General features: G+C 60.5%; 14 protein-coding genes. 2 read left to right on the top strand and 12 right to left on the bottom strand.

All coding sequences use genetic code 11. The annotated features are described in order from the left end of the window. Positions 1-269 precede the first annotated feature (269 nt). On the top strand, positions 270-527 hold the full coding sequence (locus tag ACU0DV_RS02980) for a helix-turn-helix domain-containing protein (protein WP_446273476.1): 258 nt from the start codon (positions 270-272) through the stop codon (positions 525-527). A 140-nt stretch (positions 528-667) separates the two neighbouring features. Here the strand turns inward: ACU0DV_RS02980 and ACU0DV_RS02975 are convergent, their stop codons facing one another. The 11 genes from ACU0DV_RS02975 to ACU0DV_RS02925 all read right to left on the bottom strand — a co-directional run bounded on the left by ACU0DV_RS02975 (position 668) and on the right by ACU0DV_RS02925 (position 12,033). Next, complete coding sequence (locus ACU0DV_RS02975) at positions 668-1,414, bottom strand: hypothetical protein (RefSeq protein ID WP_271109764.1); 747 nt, start codon at positions 1,412-1,414, stop codon at positions 668-670. A gap of 125 nt (positions 1,415-1,539) precedes the next feature. Further along, a complete protein-coding gene (locus tag ACU0DV_RS02970) occupies positions 1,540-1,776 on the bottom strand; it encodes a hypothetical protein (protein ID WP_154664377.1) in 237 nt (78 codons plus the stop codon). 202 nt (positions 1,777-1,978) lie between these two features. Continuing rightward, positions 1,979-2,797, bottom strand: a complete 819-nt coding sequence (locus ACU0DV_RS02965; RefSeq protein WP_028093934.1) for an MBL fold metallo-hydrolase — start codon at positions 2,795-2,797, stop codon at positions 1,979-1,981. Between the two features lie 201 nt (positions 2,798-2,998). Further along, positions 2,999-3,565: a biotin transporter BioY gene (locus ACU0DV_RS02960; protein WP_035366645.1), complete on the bottom strand. Its 567-nt coding sequence runs from the start codon at positions 3,563-3,565 to the stop codon at positions 2,999-3,001. A gap of 48 nt (positions 3,566-3,613) precedes the next feature. After that, the gene (locus ACU0DV_RS02955) at positions 3,614-4,780 is read right to left on the bottom strand and encodes an acyl-CoA dehydrogenase family protein (protein WP_035366643.1); all 1,167 of its coding nucleotides are present in this window, start codon (positions 4,778-4,780) and stop codon (positions 3,614-3,616) included. After that, entirely contained in the window at positions 4,777-6,780 is a 2,004-nt protein-coding gene (locus ACU0DV_RS02950; protein WP_271109765.1) for an acetyl/propionyl/methylcrotonyl-CoA carboxylase subunit alpha, read from the bottom strand. The genes ACU0DV_RS02955 and ACU0DV_RS02950 overlap by 4 nt, the downstream gene beginning before the upstream one ends. Then, on the bottom strand, positions 6,777-7,571 hold the full coding sequence (locus ACU0DV_RS02945) for a crotonase/enoyl-CoA hydratase family protein (RefSeq protein ID WP_009803479.1): 795 nt from the start codon (positions 7,569-7,571) through the stop codon (positions 6,777-6,779). Before ACU0DV_RS02945 ends, ACU0DV_RS02950 begins: the two co-directional genes overlap by 4 nt. Positions 7,572-7,580: 9 nt before the next feature. Further along, on the bottom strand, positions 7,581-9,179 hold the full coding sequence (locus tag ACU0DV_RS02940; protein WP_027264431.1) for an acyl-CoA carboxylase subunit beta: 1,599 nt from the start codon (positions 9,177-9,179) through the stop codon (positions 7,581-7,583). A gap of 4 nt (positions 9,180-9,183) precedes the next feature. Then, the gene (locus tag ACU0DV_RS02935) at positions 9,184-9,813 is read right to left on the bottom strand and encodes a TetR/AcrR family transcriptional regulator (protein ID WP_036051609.1); all 630 of its coding nucleotides are present in this window, start codon (positions 9,811-9,813) and stop codon (positions 9,184-9,186) included. 180 nt (positions 9,814-9,993) lie between these two features. Further along, a complete protein-coding gene (locus ACU0DV_RS02930; protein ID WP_027264429.1) occupies positions 9,994-10,824 on the bottom strand; it encodes an SDR family NAD(P)-dependent oxidoreductase in 831 nt (276 codons plus the stop codon). Between the two features lie 24 nt (positions 10,825-10,848). Continuing rightward, positions 10,849-12,033 (bottom strand): lipid-transfer protein, encoded by a 1,185-nt coding sequence (locus ACU0DV_RS02925; RefSeq protein ID WP_027264428.1) that lies wholly within the window; start codon positions 12,031-12,033, stop codon positions 10,849-10,851. 253 nt (positions 12,034-12,286) lie between these two features. Between ACU0DV_RS02925 and ACU0DV_RS02920 the strand changes: the two genes are divergently transcribed. Further along, positions 12,287-12,898, top strand: a complete 612-nt coding sequence (locus tag ACU0DV_RS02920; protein ID WP_027264427.1) for an acyltransferase — start codon at positions 12,287-12,289, stop codon at positions 12,896-12,898. Positions 12,899-13,009: 111 nt separating this feature from the next. On the opposite strand, the gene ACU0DV_RS02915 is transcribed toward ACU0DV_RS02920, so the two are convergent. Continuing rightward, positions 13,010-14,617, bottom strand: coding sequence for an acyl-CoA carboxylase subunit beta (locus ACU0DV_RS02915; RefSeq protein ID WP_027264426.1), 1,608 nt, complete (start codon positions 14,615-14,617; stop codon positions 13,010-13,012). Positions 14,618-14,619: the final 2 nt, after the last annotated feature.

The following is a 14,619-nucleotide window of genomic DNA, read 5'->3' as shown; positions in this document are numbered from 1 at the left end:
GGGACATCCAGAGCTACTTTCGGTGCCTTGAGGTTGAGCGCGCGCGGGCGTTCGAAGAGGCGCGCGAGGTGAGCCAGGACTACGGACGCTTCCTGGACTTGATGGACGAGTGAATTGGCCGCGATCTTTTCGAAGGGCCGCCGTCTTGTGAAATCTGGCCGTATCGGCGGCGTGCAGTTCGGAGTCTCTATCATCATGTAAACGCCCACTATCCACTTTTTAGATAATCTATAAAGTAGATTAGCCCTGTCACAAGAGGTTTGTGACACGTGGCGAAAACGATCAGGAGTTCGGGACATGAGGCACTTCGCGACGCTTTGATTGCGGCGCGGAAGGCGGCTGGCTTAACGCAGGCCGAGTTCGCTTTACGTCTCAGATGCCACCAGTCCTTCGTCGCTCGTCTGGAGAGCGGAGAGCGTAGGGTCGACGTAGTTGAGTTGATCGTACTCGCGCGTGCTCTGCAGATCGATGCGGTTACGCTACTGGCAGCGGCCGAGGCGGCGACGGAACTCGATCACCGGATTTAAGACGAGGCGAAGGGCTGTCGCCTCGGATGGTATGACGAAATCAAGCCTCGATGGGACCGAAGGGCAATGATAACAGCGGATTGTTATGGGACGCTGCGATCCACGGTCTCTAATGCAGGTTTGGTGCAGAGGACAACGACTTAGTAGTTCACCTGCTCGAACCCGTAATTGCCCTCGTAGTCTCGCCAGTCGACGAAGACCGAGCGGTGATAGATTGAGGGACAATGATCGCCCCAACGTTCCAAGCCGACATGGGCCTCGGGCAACGCCGCGACGGAAGAACGAGACCACGAAAAATCGCCCTGGGTTCCATAGGTTCCGAGACGGATGTGTTCGTACCGGCTGCAATCACTGTCACGGGACTCGACTTGCTGCGCGTAGCGCACATCATAGACACGGATAGAGCGGACGAAATTGAATTCCGGCCCACTGATGTCGATATCGGCGCGGTTCTGGATCAAATGTAATGCGAACCCGTCAGGTTGGGGTAGGGGGTCGACACCTTTCGACCGCAGGACGGCTGGCAAGAGGGCGCCAGCGTTCTCGGGATCAGATTCTGCGAGGCTCTGGGGCAGGTGAGAAGCGTTGGAGAAGAGGATGTCAAAGACACGCGGAGTGCGACCGGGATCGTCTACAGGTTCGAAGGAGGCCCCCATGGGGCAACGCCAGATCTGCAGCGGGGGCTCGACAGGCCAGGGCGTGATCCGACGGATGAACTCTGCACGCGCCCGCGAGCAAGGTTCTGACGCCGGCCAGCCGCCGGAGAGGCAGAGCAGAATGGCGCAATCGATCGGGTAGGTCTGTGCCGAAGCCTTGGTCGAGGCGCCGAAGAGGGAAGCCGTGCTCACAATCGTTGCGAAGGCAAAATGACGAAGAAAACTGCGCATGACGAGGAACTCAGTCGGCTGACGGTCGAATCTGCACCCTGCAATAATATACTATTGTTTGGGGGTCAATTTGTCTGTCGCTATTATTCCGCCGATCGCACATGGAGCGACTATTATGAGATCGTTCACCCGCGCGACAGCTTTTCCAGGAAGCGTGTTACCTCATCCGAAGTAACGGCCTGTGCAGCTGCAAGCATGTCCGGGCGCAGAGGTGGATCGATGTGGTCTGCGGTGCGGGCGGCGCCGATCCAGAGGATCGACAGCTCGGACGTGTTCCACCGATAAACCCAGCCAACCGTCCGGTTGATGCGACTACAGATCAGTCGAGCGACCGGAGCCGCTTCTTCCTTGTTAACACTCACTGGTTCTTGTGTACCTTCATTTTTTCTTAAGGATTGATTGGCTGCAAGAGCGTCTCGCTACGCACCGGCCGTATCCGATCCTAGCCCGGTGAAAGAGGCGGCATCGGCAAAGCCGATGCCGCCAGAGGTTCGCCCACAGGGAGGAGGTAGAGGGCGAAATTCAAATGATTTCAATGTTTTGTTGCTAGTCGCATAACGCGTCTTATGTTAATTTCCAGACTCCGCCATCTTGTACCACCCGCGACTCAGACAACAGCTTCTCCAGATGCGCCGCAACGTTTCGTTCTGCGGCCATTGCGATATGTGGGTCGGTTTTCTGGTAGACGGAAGCGGCGATATTCTGGACCGAACCCGGGGTGTTTGAGAGGTGGGCGAGGATCTCCGCCTCGCGACGCATGCGGTTGGAAAGCAACCGTTTGACGTAAGGTTGCGGATCCCGGAGTATAGGTCCGTGCCCCGGACAGTAGATCCTATCGTCGCGCTCAATCAGCCGCTGTAGCTGCGCGCAGTAGTCGTGCATGTTTCCGTCAGGGGGGCTGACGATCGAACTGTTCCAGCTCATAACGTGGTCGCCCGTGAAGAGCACTCCGTCAGGTCTCGCGAAACAAAGGTGGTCGCTCGCGTGACCAGGTGTGTGCAGGACGGTAAGACCGGCAATGACCTGTCCGTCCTCCAGAAACCGGTCAGGTCGAAATGCATCGTCAGGGAATGCCCGTGAGGCATAAACAGGTGCGTCTGTCCGTGCTCGCAGGGCTGGGACGACTCCAAAATGATCAGAATGGTGGTGTGTGAGCAGAATCCCGGATGGTTTGGCCCCCAAATTTTCGATGATTGCCTCGAAATGTGTACTGTCTTCTGCTGGGCCGGGGTCGATTATGAACCGACCATCAGGCGTATCAATGATGTAGCTATTTGTCCCGTGGTAGGTCATCTTTCCGGGATTGTTCGCGACGATCCTCAGAATTCCAGGGGCCAATTCGACTCCCTTCGCGCGGCAAGGCTCCGGCTCTGAGAAAAACATGCTGCTTCTTTTCATTGTGTGCGACCAGTTATTGATTGCGAACAATCCGGTTCGCACAGTTTTGTGCGTTGCTCTCGCATGGCGCCGGAAACCTCAGGCTGGCGTCCGGTGCCTACCAAATCTGGCATCGGACCATTTCAACTTATATCGGACTAAGACCGTATGAGACTAAAACAGTCTGATACGGTCTTGGGCTGGCAGTCACACAGCGCGGCGATTATGGTAAGCAGAATACAGAACTACAGCAATTGTCGCCTTCGTCAGATCCCCGATCAGGAATGGGTAAAGCCCGGCGTTCAGCAATTCCTCGCCATAACCGACAAAGCCACCCAACCAGAACAGCCCTGCGCAATACATGAGTATCGAGCCCGAAAAGACCGCGACAGATGCTCTGAATGAAGGCCAAAGTCCTTGCAGTGCTTGAACAACCCAACCGGCAGCCGCCGCTGCAAGTGCGAAGCCTACCAGGTATCCGCCTGTGGGACCCGCGATATATGCCAGTCCTGCCGGAGCCGGAGGCGTGCCTGCGAAGACCGGCAGGCCAAGCAGACCTTCAAAAAGGTATGTCACAACAACAAGACTACTACGCACCGGCCCCAGGAAAAGACCCAGACCCAAGACAACCAAGGTCTGTGTAGACATAGGTACGGGGTAGAACGGCACCACGATTTTGGCGGATATTGTCAGAAGAATTGTGCCGACGAGTATTATCGAGATCTCTCGGGTCAGTCTTGCGACTGATCGGCTTTGAGTGGTTTCCAGATTCATCTTTTTCGTCCTTGTTTCTGTAGATTGTTACTTTTTTGGATAGTAAGCTCACATGCGCTTGGCGACTTCTTCCAACATGACTTCGCTCGCCCCGCCGCCGATGGCCTGCACACGGGCATCGCGTGACATGCGTTCCACCGGTGTTTCGCGCATATAGCCCATACCGCCATGAAACTGGACGCAGTCATAGAGCACGCTGTTCACCAGTTCGCCGCAATAGGCTTTGACCATCGAGACCTCTTTCACGCAGTCACGGCCCGCGGCATCCAAACCGGCGGCGTGATAGACCAGCTGACGCCCTGCCACGATCCGCGTCTGACAGTCGGCCAGTCGCTGGCGCACGGCCTGCTTGTCCCAAAGAGCGCCGCCAAAGGCCTTGCGCTGCTTGACGTAATCCACAGTTATGTCCAGCGCGGTTTGCGCCTCGGCACAGGCCATCGCACCCAGCACGATGCGTTCGTTCTGGAAGTTCTTCATTACCGAATAGAAGCCGTGGTTGACCTCGCCCAAAACGTTTTCGGTCGGGATGCGGACTTCTTCGAAGATCAGTTCGGCAGTGTCCGAGCACAGCCAGCCGGTCTTATTCAACGCCCGGCCCACCGAAAAGCCCGGCGTGCCCTTTTCGACCGCGAACATGGTGATCCCGCGCGACCCCTTGGCATCGGGATCGGTCTTGGCACCGACAAAGTAGAGATCGCCATGCACGCCGTTGGTGATGAACATCTTGGTGCCGTTCAGCACCCAGTCCGACCCGTCCCGCACCGCGCGGGTGCGCATGCCGGCCACGTCCGAGCCCGCGCCCGGTTCAGTCACAGCAACGGCGGTGATCATTTCGCCCGAGACGATCGACGGCATCCAGCGCGCCTTCTGTTCGGGCGTGCCGGCGTTTTCCAGATGCGGCGAGGCCATGTCGGTGTGGACCAGAACCGTGGCCGAGAACCCGCCGAAAGTGGATCGCCCGACCTCTTCGGCCAAAACCACGCTGGACATCACGTCCAGCCCCGCGCCGCCATACTGTTCGTCATAGCGCATCCCCAGCACGCCGAGATCACCCATCCGGCGCAGCACGTCGCGGGGTACCTTGCCCTCCTCCTCCCAAGGCTCGGCCTTGGCGATCACCTCGGCTTCAATGAACCGGCGCAACTGGTTGCGGATCAACTCGAGGTCTTCGTTGAACGGGCCGGTGACCTGAGTAATGCTGTCTTGTCTGGTCATGTGTTTTCCTCTGGATCGAGTTTGATAAGTGGGGCGTGCCCGGCGACCGTATCGCCGGGTGCACAATAGATTTCAGTCACCACGCCCGCGACCGGCGCGGGCAGGCTTTGCAACAGCTTCATGGCCTCAAGCACCACCAGGGTGTCACCGGCTTTGACGCGGTCGCCGAGTGCGACGCGCACCTCGGCCACGGCGCCGGGCATGGGTGCGGACAACAGGTCAGCGACGCCAGACCCGCCGGTGGCACGTTGCAGATGCTGGTCTTCCAGCGTACGCAGGTCTGTCGCGGTCATTCCAGCAGGGGTTTGCAGGTGCACTCGCCAGTGACTCGGCGCGCGCACGACGTAAGCGATGCGCGAAAACGGAACCCCATCGATGCGTCCGCTCAGTCGGCATCCTGTTAAAGCGGCACTCTCGACCGTGATGGTCTGGCCGTCCGGCTGAATGGCAGTCAACCCCGACCCGGAGCCGTTCATGCGGATCGGTTCGTCTTTGGTTGTGTCCCAATAGAAGGCCGCGCCGGACTGTCTCGCAGGGGCTGTGAGTCGCCATGACCCCAGGCTTTCCCAGGGCGACGCGCCCGCCGGCACGAGACGCAGATGCAGCGCCATCGCGGCAAAGGCCATGTCCCGGGGATCAGCGGACGGTTCAGTCCAGCCGCCTGGAAACATCTCGGGCAGGCCCGAGGTATGGTGACGGAACGCCTCAAAATCCGGGTGTGTCAGCAACGCGCGCTGATAGGCCAGGTTCAGACCGACGCCACCGACGGCAAAGGCATCCATTGCGACGACCGCCTGACGGATCGCACCGGCCCGGTCCGGCGCGTGGACGATCAGCTTGGCAATCATCGAATCGTAATGGTGGCTGACGACCGAGCCTGCCTCGACCCCGGTATCGAGCCGCACGCCGGCGGGCGGAGCCCAAAGGCTGATCTCGCCCGTTTCGGGGCGGAAATTCTCGGCCGGGTTTTCGGCGGCGATGCGGATTTCAATCGCGTGCCCGTCGAATTTCACATCCGATTGCGCCAGTGTCAGCGGCTCGCCCCGCGCGATGCGCAACTGCCATTCAACAAGGTCGATGCCGGTGATTGCCTCAGTCACGGGGTGTTCGACCTGCAAGCGGGTGTTCATTTCCAGAAAGTAGTATTCACCGCGCCCGGGGTCATAGAGGTATTCCACCGTCCCGGCGGAGCGATAGCCGATCGCCAGCGCCAACCGCACCGCTGCAGCACGCATGCGGTCGCGCACAGCCTCGGGAAGATCGGCGGCGGGGGCTTCTTCGATCAGCTTTTGGTGGTTGCGTTGCAGCGAACAATCGCGGTCGCCCAGATGCAGCACGGTGCCGTGAGTGTCGCCCAGAACCTGCACTTCGACGTGGCGGGCACGGGGCGCATAGCGTTCGAGGAACACCGCCGGATCGCCGAAGGCGCTCTGCGCTTCGGCCCGGGCAGATGCAATCGCTTCGGGTGCGTCGCCCAGATCGGAGACAAGCCGCATCCCGCGTCCGCCGCCGCCGGCGCTGGCCTTGACCAGAAAGGGGGTGCCAAGCGCCTCGGCCTCTTGCAGCAGGCGCGCGTCGGACTGATCCTCGCCGCGATAGCCGGGCAGGACGGGCACGCCTGCGGCTTCGGCGGCAGCCTTGGCCTCGATCTTGGAGCCCATCCGCGCGATAGCGTCGGGTTCCGGCCCGATGAACACAAGGCCCGCCGCCTCGACCGCCGCCGCGAAACCGGCATTCTCAGACAGAAAACCATAGCCCGGGTGTACCGCATCCGCGCCCGTCGCCCGCGCGGCCTCAAGGATGGCCGCGACGTTCAAATAGCTGTCCGACGGGGCGGCCCCGCCGATGCAGACGGCATGATCGGCCTCGGCCACGAAGGGCGCGTCGCGGTCCGCGTCCGAAAACACCGCTACGCTTTCCAGCCCCAGTTTGCGGCACCCGCGCTGGATGCGCCGGGCAATCTCGCCCCGGTTGGCGATCAGAACGCGGGTGAAGCTCATTTCACCCGCCATGACGGAACGCCCTTGTTGATGAAACTGTTGATGCCTTCGATACCTTCCTCCGTCTCCCACGCATCGGCCAGCCGGTCGGCGGTGTAGATCATGTTGGTCTCCAGATCGTGGGACGCGACATAGGCGATCAGCGCCTTGGTATCGGCCACCGCACCCGGCGCGGCCTGAAGGTGATCATGCACCACCCGGTTCACCGTGGCGTCCAGGTCGCCCGGCGCGACAACCTCGGTCAACAGACCGATCCGCTCGGCGCGGGCGGTGTCGAACAACGCCCCCGACAGCATGGTCTCACGCGAATGCACCTTGCCGATGCGGGCCACCACGTAAGGCGATATATTCGCGGGCAGAAGGCCCAGTTTGACCTCGGTCAGACCGAAGCGCGCGCCTTCGGCGCCGATGGTGTAGTCGCAGACGGAGATCATGCCGACACCGCCACCGTAAGCCGGGCCGTTGATCCTCCCGATCAAGGGTTTGGGCAGCGTGTCAAGACGGCGCAACAGCCGCGCCAGCGTGGCGCTTTGTGCGACCCTTTCACTACGGGTTTTCTCGACATTAGAGGCGAACCAGTTGAAATCGCCGCCCGCGCAGAAGCTCTTGCCCGCGCCGGTCAGGACCACAATACGCACATCGTCATCTGCAGCCAGCTTTTCGGCGGCATCGTATAGCTCTGCGATCAATTCGCCATTCAGCGCATTGTGTTTGTCGGGGCGGTTGAGCGTCAGCGTGGCGACGCCGCGCGCATCGGTTTCGACAAGGATCGTGTTGTAGGTATTGGTCAACTTGAAGCCTCACATTCTGAATACAGGCGTATGGCGACCGGCTTCGGGCACCGATGTCACGATGGCCAGGCACAGGCCAAGGATATCGCGGGTTTGCGCGGGTTCGATCAGCCCGTCATCCCAAAGCCGCGAGGTGGCATAATAGGGATCGGACTGTTCACCGTACTGGGCCCGAACCTGCTCCTCGATCAGCTTCATGTCGGCCTCCATCTTGCCCGGGTCGCCCCCTTTCTGGCGGCGCAGTTCCAGCATCACATTTGTGGCGATGTCGGCAGACATGGTGGCCAGTTCCGCAGTGGGCCAGGCAAAGAGAAAATTCGGGGCGAAGCCACGTCCGCACATGCCGTAGTTGCCCGCCCCGTAAGAGCCACCCAGCAGCACCGACAGGCGCGGCACCTTGGCCACCGACATGGCATAGACCAGCTTGGCGCTGTCCTTGGCTATGCCGCCGCGTTCAGCGTCGGTGCCAACCATGAAGCCCGAGATGTTGTGCAGGAACAAAAGCGGGATGTTGCGTTGATCGCACATCGACACGAATTGCGCGCCCTTCAGCGAACTTGCGGACAAAAGCGCACCGTTGTTGGCCAGAATGCCAACCCGGTATCCATGGATGCACGCTGTGCCACAGACCAGCGTCTCACCCCATCCGGGCTTGAATTCGCGGAATTCGCCGGCGTCGATCATGCGCAGCAGAACCTCGCGCATGTCATAGGGCTGTTTGCGATCGGCGCTGATGACGCCAAGCAGTTCCTGGGGATCATGCGCGGGCGGCTGTGGTACCTTGTCGGGCTGCATCGCGCGCGACTGGCCCAGCTCGGCCACGATGTCGCGCATGAGTGCCAATGCGTGGTACTCGTCCTCGGCCAGATGGTCGGACACCCCCGAAACACGCGAATGCATCTCGGCCCCGCCCAGCGTTTCGCCATCGACCTCTTCGTTGATCGCCACCTTGACGATCGACGGCCCGCCCAGATGGATGCGCGCGTTGCCGCGCACCATGATGACCTCGTCCGACAGGGCCGGGATATAGGCCCCACCGGCCGTGCAGCCTCCAAAGACCGCCGAGATCTGCGGCAGACCGCTCGCCGACATGTTGGTCTGGCGATAAAAGGAATTGCCGAAATGCCGGGCATCGGGGAAGACCCTGTCCTGCTCTGGCAGATAGGCACCGCCGCAATCCACCAGATAGAGGCAGGGCAGCCGGTTCTCGGCTGCGATTTCCTGGGCGCGGATGTGTTTCTGCACGGTTTCGTGATAGAAGGAACCACCCTTCACTGTCGCATCGTTGGCGATCACAACGCAGGGCAGCCCGTGGACGATCCCGATACCGGTCACGATCCCCGCACCGGGCACCTCGCCTCCATATTGACCGTAGGCGGCAAGCGACGACAACTCAAGAAATGCAGTGCCCGGATCCACCAGCAGGTCGATCCGTTCGCGGACCAGCAGCTTGCCGCGCTTGCGATGCCGCGCGACCATGTCGGGGCGGCCGCCAGCCGTTGCTTCGGCGATCCGCGCACGCAGCGTTTCGACGCGCTCGCTTTGTGCGGCGTGGTTGCGGGTGTAGGTCTCTGATGCGGTCAGCACCGCTGTTTCAAGACGTGCCATGTAGTCAGGTATCCTGTCTTTGGAGTATCCCGTTGAGGAACACATCGGCATAGGTGCGTGACAACGCATCGGCGCTACCGCGGTCCGGGTCGAACCAATCGAGCGTGGCGTTCAATGTACCGATCAGCATCAGGCGCAGGCGACGGATATCGACGTCTTGCTTCAGCGTGCCATCTTTCTTAAGCTGGGACAGAAGACTGTCCCACTCTGCCTCATAGGCCCTTCGCGTGGGCAAGTTGGCATCCCGGACGGATTGCGGCACCTGCCCGAAAATACGCACATTCGCCGATGTATAATCGCTCACATCAAGAAGCGCGCGCAGATGCGCCCGGATCGCGGCGCGCAGTACCGTTTCGCCGTCGGTATCGGCCCGCAGGTCGGTGATGGCGTCTCTCATGCTCGCGTGAACGACTCGAATCCCTGCATCAAGAACGGCCGCGACGATCTCGTCCTTGGAACCGAAATGATAGTATATGCTACCCGCCTTGATCCCGGCGGCCTCGGCAATTTTTCGGAGCGAAACGGACCCGTAGCCTTGTTCGCGGAAAAGCCGCGCGGCAATGTCCAGCACCCCGTCCCGTCCAACCGCGCTGCGCGATGTCTCGTTGGCTTTGATTGCCGTGTTCTGTGCCATAGACCTTCGTATCGCTCCAACGCCTAACTAACGCCTGTTAGGTTAACAACGCAAGTGAGTCAATCGTCGTGATCGTGCCAGACTAGAGTTTGCGGAAAATTCCGCATTGGCGACCGCCAAGAGGCCGTCCAGACATTAATGTGCTTGCCCGGACCCCGTCATCGGGTCCGGGCAAATGCCTTAGATCACGAAACCGCCACCGCAGATGACGTGCTGGCCTGAAATGAAGTTCGATTCCGGCGCACAGAACAGATAGACGGCACCGGCAGCTTCTTCCGGAGTGCCGACCCGGCCCAGCGGGATCATGCGCTCCATCTGGGACAGGAGATCGGGGTTCACGCCGACCTTGATCTCTTTTTCTTCGACCTTGATCGTGCTGTCGCCATCCGCGCTGCCTTCGGTCAGGCGGGTGCGGATCGGGCCGAAGGCGACGGCGTTGACGTTGACCTTGTAGCGGCCCCATTCCTTGGCCATCGTCCGGGTGACCCCTAGGATACCGGCCTTGGCGGCGGAATAGTTGATCTGGCCAGCATTGCCGCCGGTCCCTGCGATGGACGAGATGTTGACTACCTTGCGGAACACCTCTTGCCCGGCGGCGGCCTCTTCCTTGGCCTTGGCGCTGATCACCGGCTGGGCAGCGCGCAGGATCTTGAAAGGTGCCGTCAGGTGGACGTCGATGATCGCCTGCCACTGTTCGTCGGACATCTTCTGAACGACGCTATCCCAAGTGTAGCCTGCGTTGTTCACGATGATGTCTAACCCGCCAAAGCTGTCCACGCCGGTCTTGATGAACCGTTCGGCAAAACCGTCTTCGGTAACGCTGCCGGCACAGACCACGGCCTCAGCACCCATTGCGCGCACCGCCTCGGCGGTTTCATTGGCCGGATCGGCGTCCAGATCGTTGATCACCAGCCGGGCCCCTTCCGAGGCCAGTTTGAGAGCGATTTCGCGGCCAATGCCCCGGCCCGAGCCCGAGACCAGCGCCACGCGCCCGTCGAGTTTTCCAGTCATATTGATTCCTCCCGAAAGGCGCTATCAGGCTTTTTCATAAAGCGTGGTGACGCAGGCCCCGCCGAGGCCCAGATTGTGCTGAAGCGCCAGACGTGCGCCATCAACCTGGCGCGCATCTGCCTGGCCGCGAAGCTGCTGAACGAGCTCGGTACATTGCGCTAGGCCGGTCGCCCCAAGCGGATGGCCTTTGGACAAAAGACCGCCCGACGGGTTGGTCACGTATTTTCCGCCGTAGGTGTTGTCGCCATCATCAACGAATTTCGCCGCTTCGCCGCGACTGCAAAGGCCAAGCGCCTCATAGGTGATAAGCTCGTTGTGGGCGAAACAGTCGTGCAGTTCGACCACATCCACGTCCTCGGGCCCGATGCCCGCGTCCTCGTAAACCTGATCGGCGGCGCGCTTGGCCATCGAAAAGCCGACCACTTCGCGCATGTCATGGGCTTCGAAAGTTTCCGGGCCGTCCGTCGTCATGGCCTGCGCCGCGATCCGAACCGAACTGTCCAGTCCGTGCTTGTCGGCGAATTCCTTGGAACAAATGATCGCGGCGGCCGCGCCACAGGTTGGCGGACAGGCCATGAGCTTGGTCATGACGCCGGGCCAGACGACCTGGGCGGCCATGACGTCTTCCGCCGTCACCTCCTGCCGGAACAGGGCAACCGGATTCTTCGCAGCATGTCGGCTGGCCTTGGCGCGGATTTTTGCGAAGGTTTCCAGGGGGGTGCCGAACTCGTCCATATGCGCCTTGCCCGCACCGCCGAAGTACCGCAGCGCCAGCGGGATCTCGGCACTGCCAACCAGTTCGTCGGTTTCTCTGTCGAATGCCGCAAACGGGCTGACCCGGTCATGGAACATCGCACCGATTGCGCCGGGCTGCATCTGTTCGAACCCAAGTGCCAGAGCACATTCGACCGCGCCGCTTTCAACTGCCTGCCTGGCCAGGAACAGGGCGGACGATCCGGTCGAGCAGTTGTTGTTCACATTCAGAACCGGGATGCCTGTCATTCCGACATGGTACAGGGCGCGCTGACCGCAGGTGCTGTCGCCATAGACATAGCCAACATAGGCCTGTTGGACTTTATCATAATCCAACCCTGCGTCTGCCAGAGCGGACCGGGTCGCAGCGGTCGCCATCACATCGTAGCTTTCGGATTTTCCCGGCTTCTGGAACGGGACCATCCCAACGCCTGCAACATAGGCTTTGTCTGTCATTTCTCTCTCTCCCAAGTTCGGTCAGGCCACCCTAATCGGTCCGCCAGCCTATTTTCTACCATTTGTTAGATTTTAAATCCCAACCTTGGGAAGTGTCAATATTGCCAAGCTGTGACGTAGGGAGCTTGCGCTATTTTCTAACTTGTGTTTGTTTTCGGGCCACACGCCCTGATCGGCGGCACAATTGAGGGATTCTGGTCCCGGCGCAACCGCTGACAAGCGTTTAGCACTCAGCTTACGAAAGGTGGTCGGAATGGCATACTGTTATGAGTTCAAGGGTTTTATACCCGTCGTGCCCGAGGATACATATGTCCACCCCCAGGCCGTTCTGATCGGAAATGTCATCTTGGGTCATGGATGCTACATCGGCCCCGGAGCAAGCTTGCGGGGCGATTTCGGCAGGATCGTGATCGGGGATGGAGCCAATGTTCAGGACAATTGCATCATCCATTCCTTTCCCGGCCGCGACGCCGTGGTGGAAAGCGACGGCCACATCGGCCATGGCGCGATCCTGCACGGTTGCACAGTGGGCCGGAACGCTCTGGTCGGAATGAATTCCGTCATTATGGATGGTGTAGAGCTTGGGGCGGAATCGATTGTCGGCGCGCAGGCGTTTGTGCGTGGCGAAACCGTGATTCCGCCGCGTTCGATGGTGGTGGGATCGCCGGCAAAGGTGATCCGCGAGGTCAGCGAGAAAGAAGTCGCGTGGAAAACGCGCGGCACCGCGGAATACCAGCAACTTGCGCGCGACTGTCTGGCCGGATTGACGCCGGTCGAACCGCTGAAGGCGGTCGAGGCAGACCGGCCCGGCATGGCGGCCTCTGACGTCGTCTCCATTCAGGAGGCGCGGCGGACATCGTCCTGACCTGTCCGGGAACCGGACCGGTCAGGACTACTTCAGATTCCGAAAGCGCCAGATGGAAGCGCCTTGACGCGGAACGGCACTCCCCGACCCGGTGTGCCGTCCCTCAAGCCTTTACAGACGGAAGATCCCGTAGTGCGGATCGTCGATCGGTGCATTGAGCGAGGCAGAAATCGACATGCCAAGCGCGTTGCGTGTGTCCGCCGGATCGAGGATGCCGTCATCCCACAGTTCCGAGGTGGAGGTATAGGCTTCGACATCGCGCTTGTATTTTTCCAGCACCGGTTCGCGGATCGCGGCGATTTCTTCTTCGGTCAGCTCTTTGCCTTCGCGCTGAAGCTGCCGAATCTTGACGTCCGCCATGGTATTAGCGGCCTGATCCGCCCCCATCACGCCGATCTCGGCTTGCGGCCACATAAACAGCGTGCGCGCATCCCAGGCCCGCCCGCACATGCCGTAATTGCCTGCCCCGTACGAGGCATTGGCGATCACTGTGAACTTCGGCACGACCGAACCGCCCTGCGCCATCAGCATCTTGGCACCGTCCTTGGCGATGCCGCGTTCTTCGTATTCGCGGCCCACCATATAGCCAGTGATGTTCTGAAAGAAGACCAGAGGTGTGCGGTTCTGATTGCAAAGCTGCATGAAATGCGCCGCCTTCAGCGAGCTGTCGTTGAACAACACCCCGTTGTTGGCAAGGATGCCAACCTTGTAACCCCAGATATGGGCAAAGCCGCAAACCATCGTGGTGCCATAGTCGGGCTGGTATTCGTGAAAGCGCGAGCCATCGACGATCCGCGCCAGAACCTCGCGCATATCAAACTGGGTTTTCCGGTCCTTGGGGATGATCCCATAAAGCTCCTTGGGGTCGTAGTATGGCTCTTCAAAAGCGGCGGTTTCGATGATCGTTTTCGGGGTGCGCTTCCATTGGCTGACAATCTCGCGCGCCAGTGAAAAGGCGTGCTGTTCAGTGGCGGCTCGGTAGTCGCCGGTTCCCGAAACCGAGGTATGCATAACCGCCCCACCAAGTTCCTGAACACCGACCTCTTCGCCGGTGGCCGCCTTGACCAGCGGGGGACCGCCAAGGAAAATCGCGCCTGTGCCTTCGATGATGATGTTGTAGTCGCTCAGCGTCGGCACATAGGCACCGCCAGCCGTGCAGTGTCCGCCGACCACGGCAATCTGCGGGATATTGGCCTGGCTCAGCTTGACCTGGTTGCGGAACACCCGCCCGCCCAGATACCGGTCGGGAAACACCCCGTGCTGCAGCGGCAGGAAACCGCCCGCGCTGTCGCAGATATGGATGACCGGCAGGCGGTTTTCCAGCGCGACATCCAGAAGACGCACGACCTTTTTGACCGTATGTGGATACCAAGCCCCGCCCTTGACGCTAGCGTCGTTGGCGTGGATGGCGACCTCGCGACCCTGCACAATACCGATGCCCGTCACCACAGCGGCGCCAGGCACGGTGCCATCGTATTCGCGACAGGCGGCAAGTGTGGAAAACTCCAAAAACGGAGTGCCGGGGTCCAGCAGCAGTTTCAACCGCTCGCGCACGCCCAGTTTGTTCTGGCGGGCAAGGCGGTCGATATCGCGTTGCGGACGTTCGAAACGCGCCGCGTGCTGGCGGGCGTGGAATTCCTTCAGCCGTTCAGACATGGCGGCGAAATTTGCCTTGTAGTCGGCGGCATTGGTGTCGATCTGACTTTCAATCCTGCGCATTG

Source organism: Sagittula sp. (assembly GCF_052825245.1).
The sequence above is the reverse complement of the archived record's forward strand: the minus strand, read 5'-3'. Positions and strand labels throughout refer to the sequence as shown.

Coding starts and splice junctions, on each gene's coding strand:
- ACU0DV_RS02975 (WP_271109764.1), bottom strand. CDS start 1,414: ATGCGCAGTTTTCTTCGTCATTTTGCCTTCGCAACGATTGTGAGCACG.
- ACU0DV_RS02960 (WP_035366645.1), bottom strand. CDS start 3,565: ATGAATCTGGAAACCACTCAAAGCCGATCAGTCGCAAGACTGACCCGA.
- ACU0DV_RS02915 (WP_027264426.1), bottom strand. CDS start 14,617: ATGCGCAGGATTGAAAGTCAGATCGACACCAATGCCGCCGACTACAAG.
- ACU0DV_RS02925 (WP_027264428.1), bottom strand. CDS start 12,033: ATGACAGACAAAGCCTATGTTGCAGGCGTTGGGATGGTCCCGTTCCAG.
- ACU0DV_RS02950 (WP_271109765.1), bottom strand. CDS start 6,780: ATGAGCTTCACCCGCGTTCTGATCGCCAACCGGGGCGAGATTGCCCGG.
- ACU0DV_RS02920 (WP_027264427.1), top strand. CDS start 12,287: ATGGCATACTGTTATGAGTTCAAGGGTTTTATACCCGTCGTGCCCGAG.
- ACU0DV_RS02955 (WP_035366643.1), bottom strand. CDS start 4,780: ATGACCAGACAAGACAGCATTACTCAGGTCACCGGCCCGTTCAACGAA.
- ACU0DV_RS02965 (WP_028093934.1), bottom strand. CDS start 2,797: ATGTTTTTCTCAGAGCCGGAGCCTTGCCGCGCGAAGGGAGTCGAATTG.
- ACU0DV_RS02940 (WP_027264431.1), bottom strand. CDS start 9,179: ATGGCACGTCTTGAAACAGCGGTGCTGACCGCATCAGAGACCTACACC.
- ACU0DV_RS02930 (WP_027264429.1), bottom strand. CDS start 10,824: ATGACTGGAAAACTCGACGGGCGCGTGGCGCTGGTCTCGGGCTCGGGC.
- ACU0DV_RS02935 (WP_036051609.1), bottom strand. CDS start 9,813: ATGGCACAGAACACGGCAATCAAAGCCAACGAGACATCGCGCAGCGCG.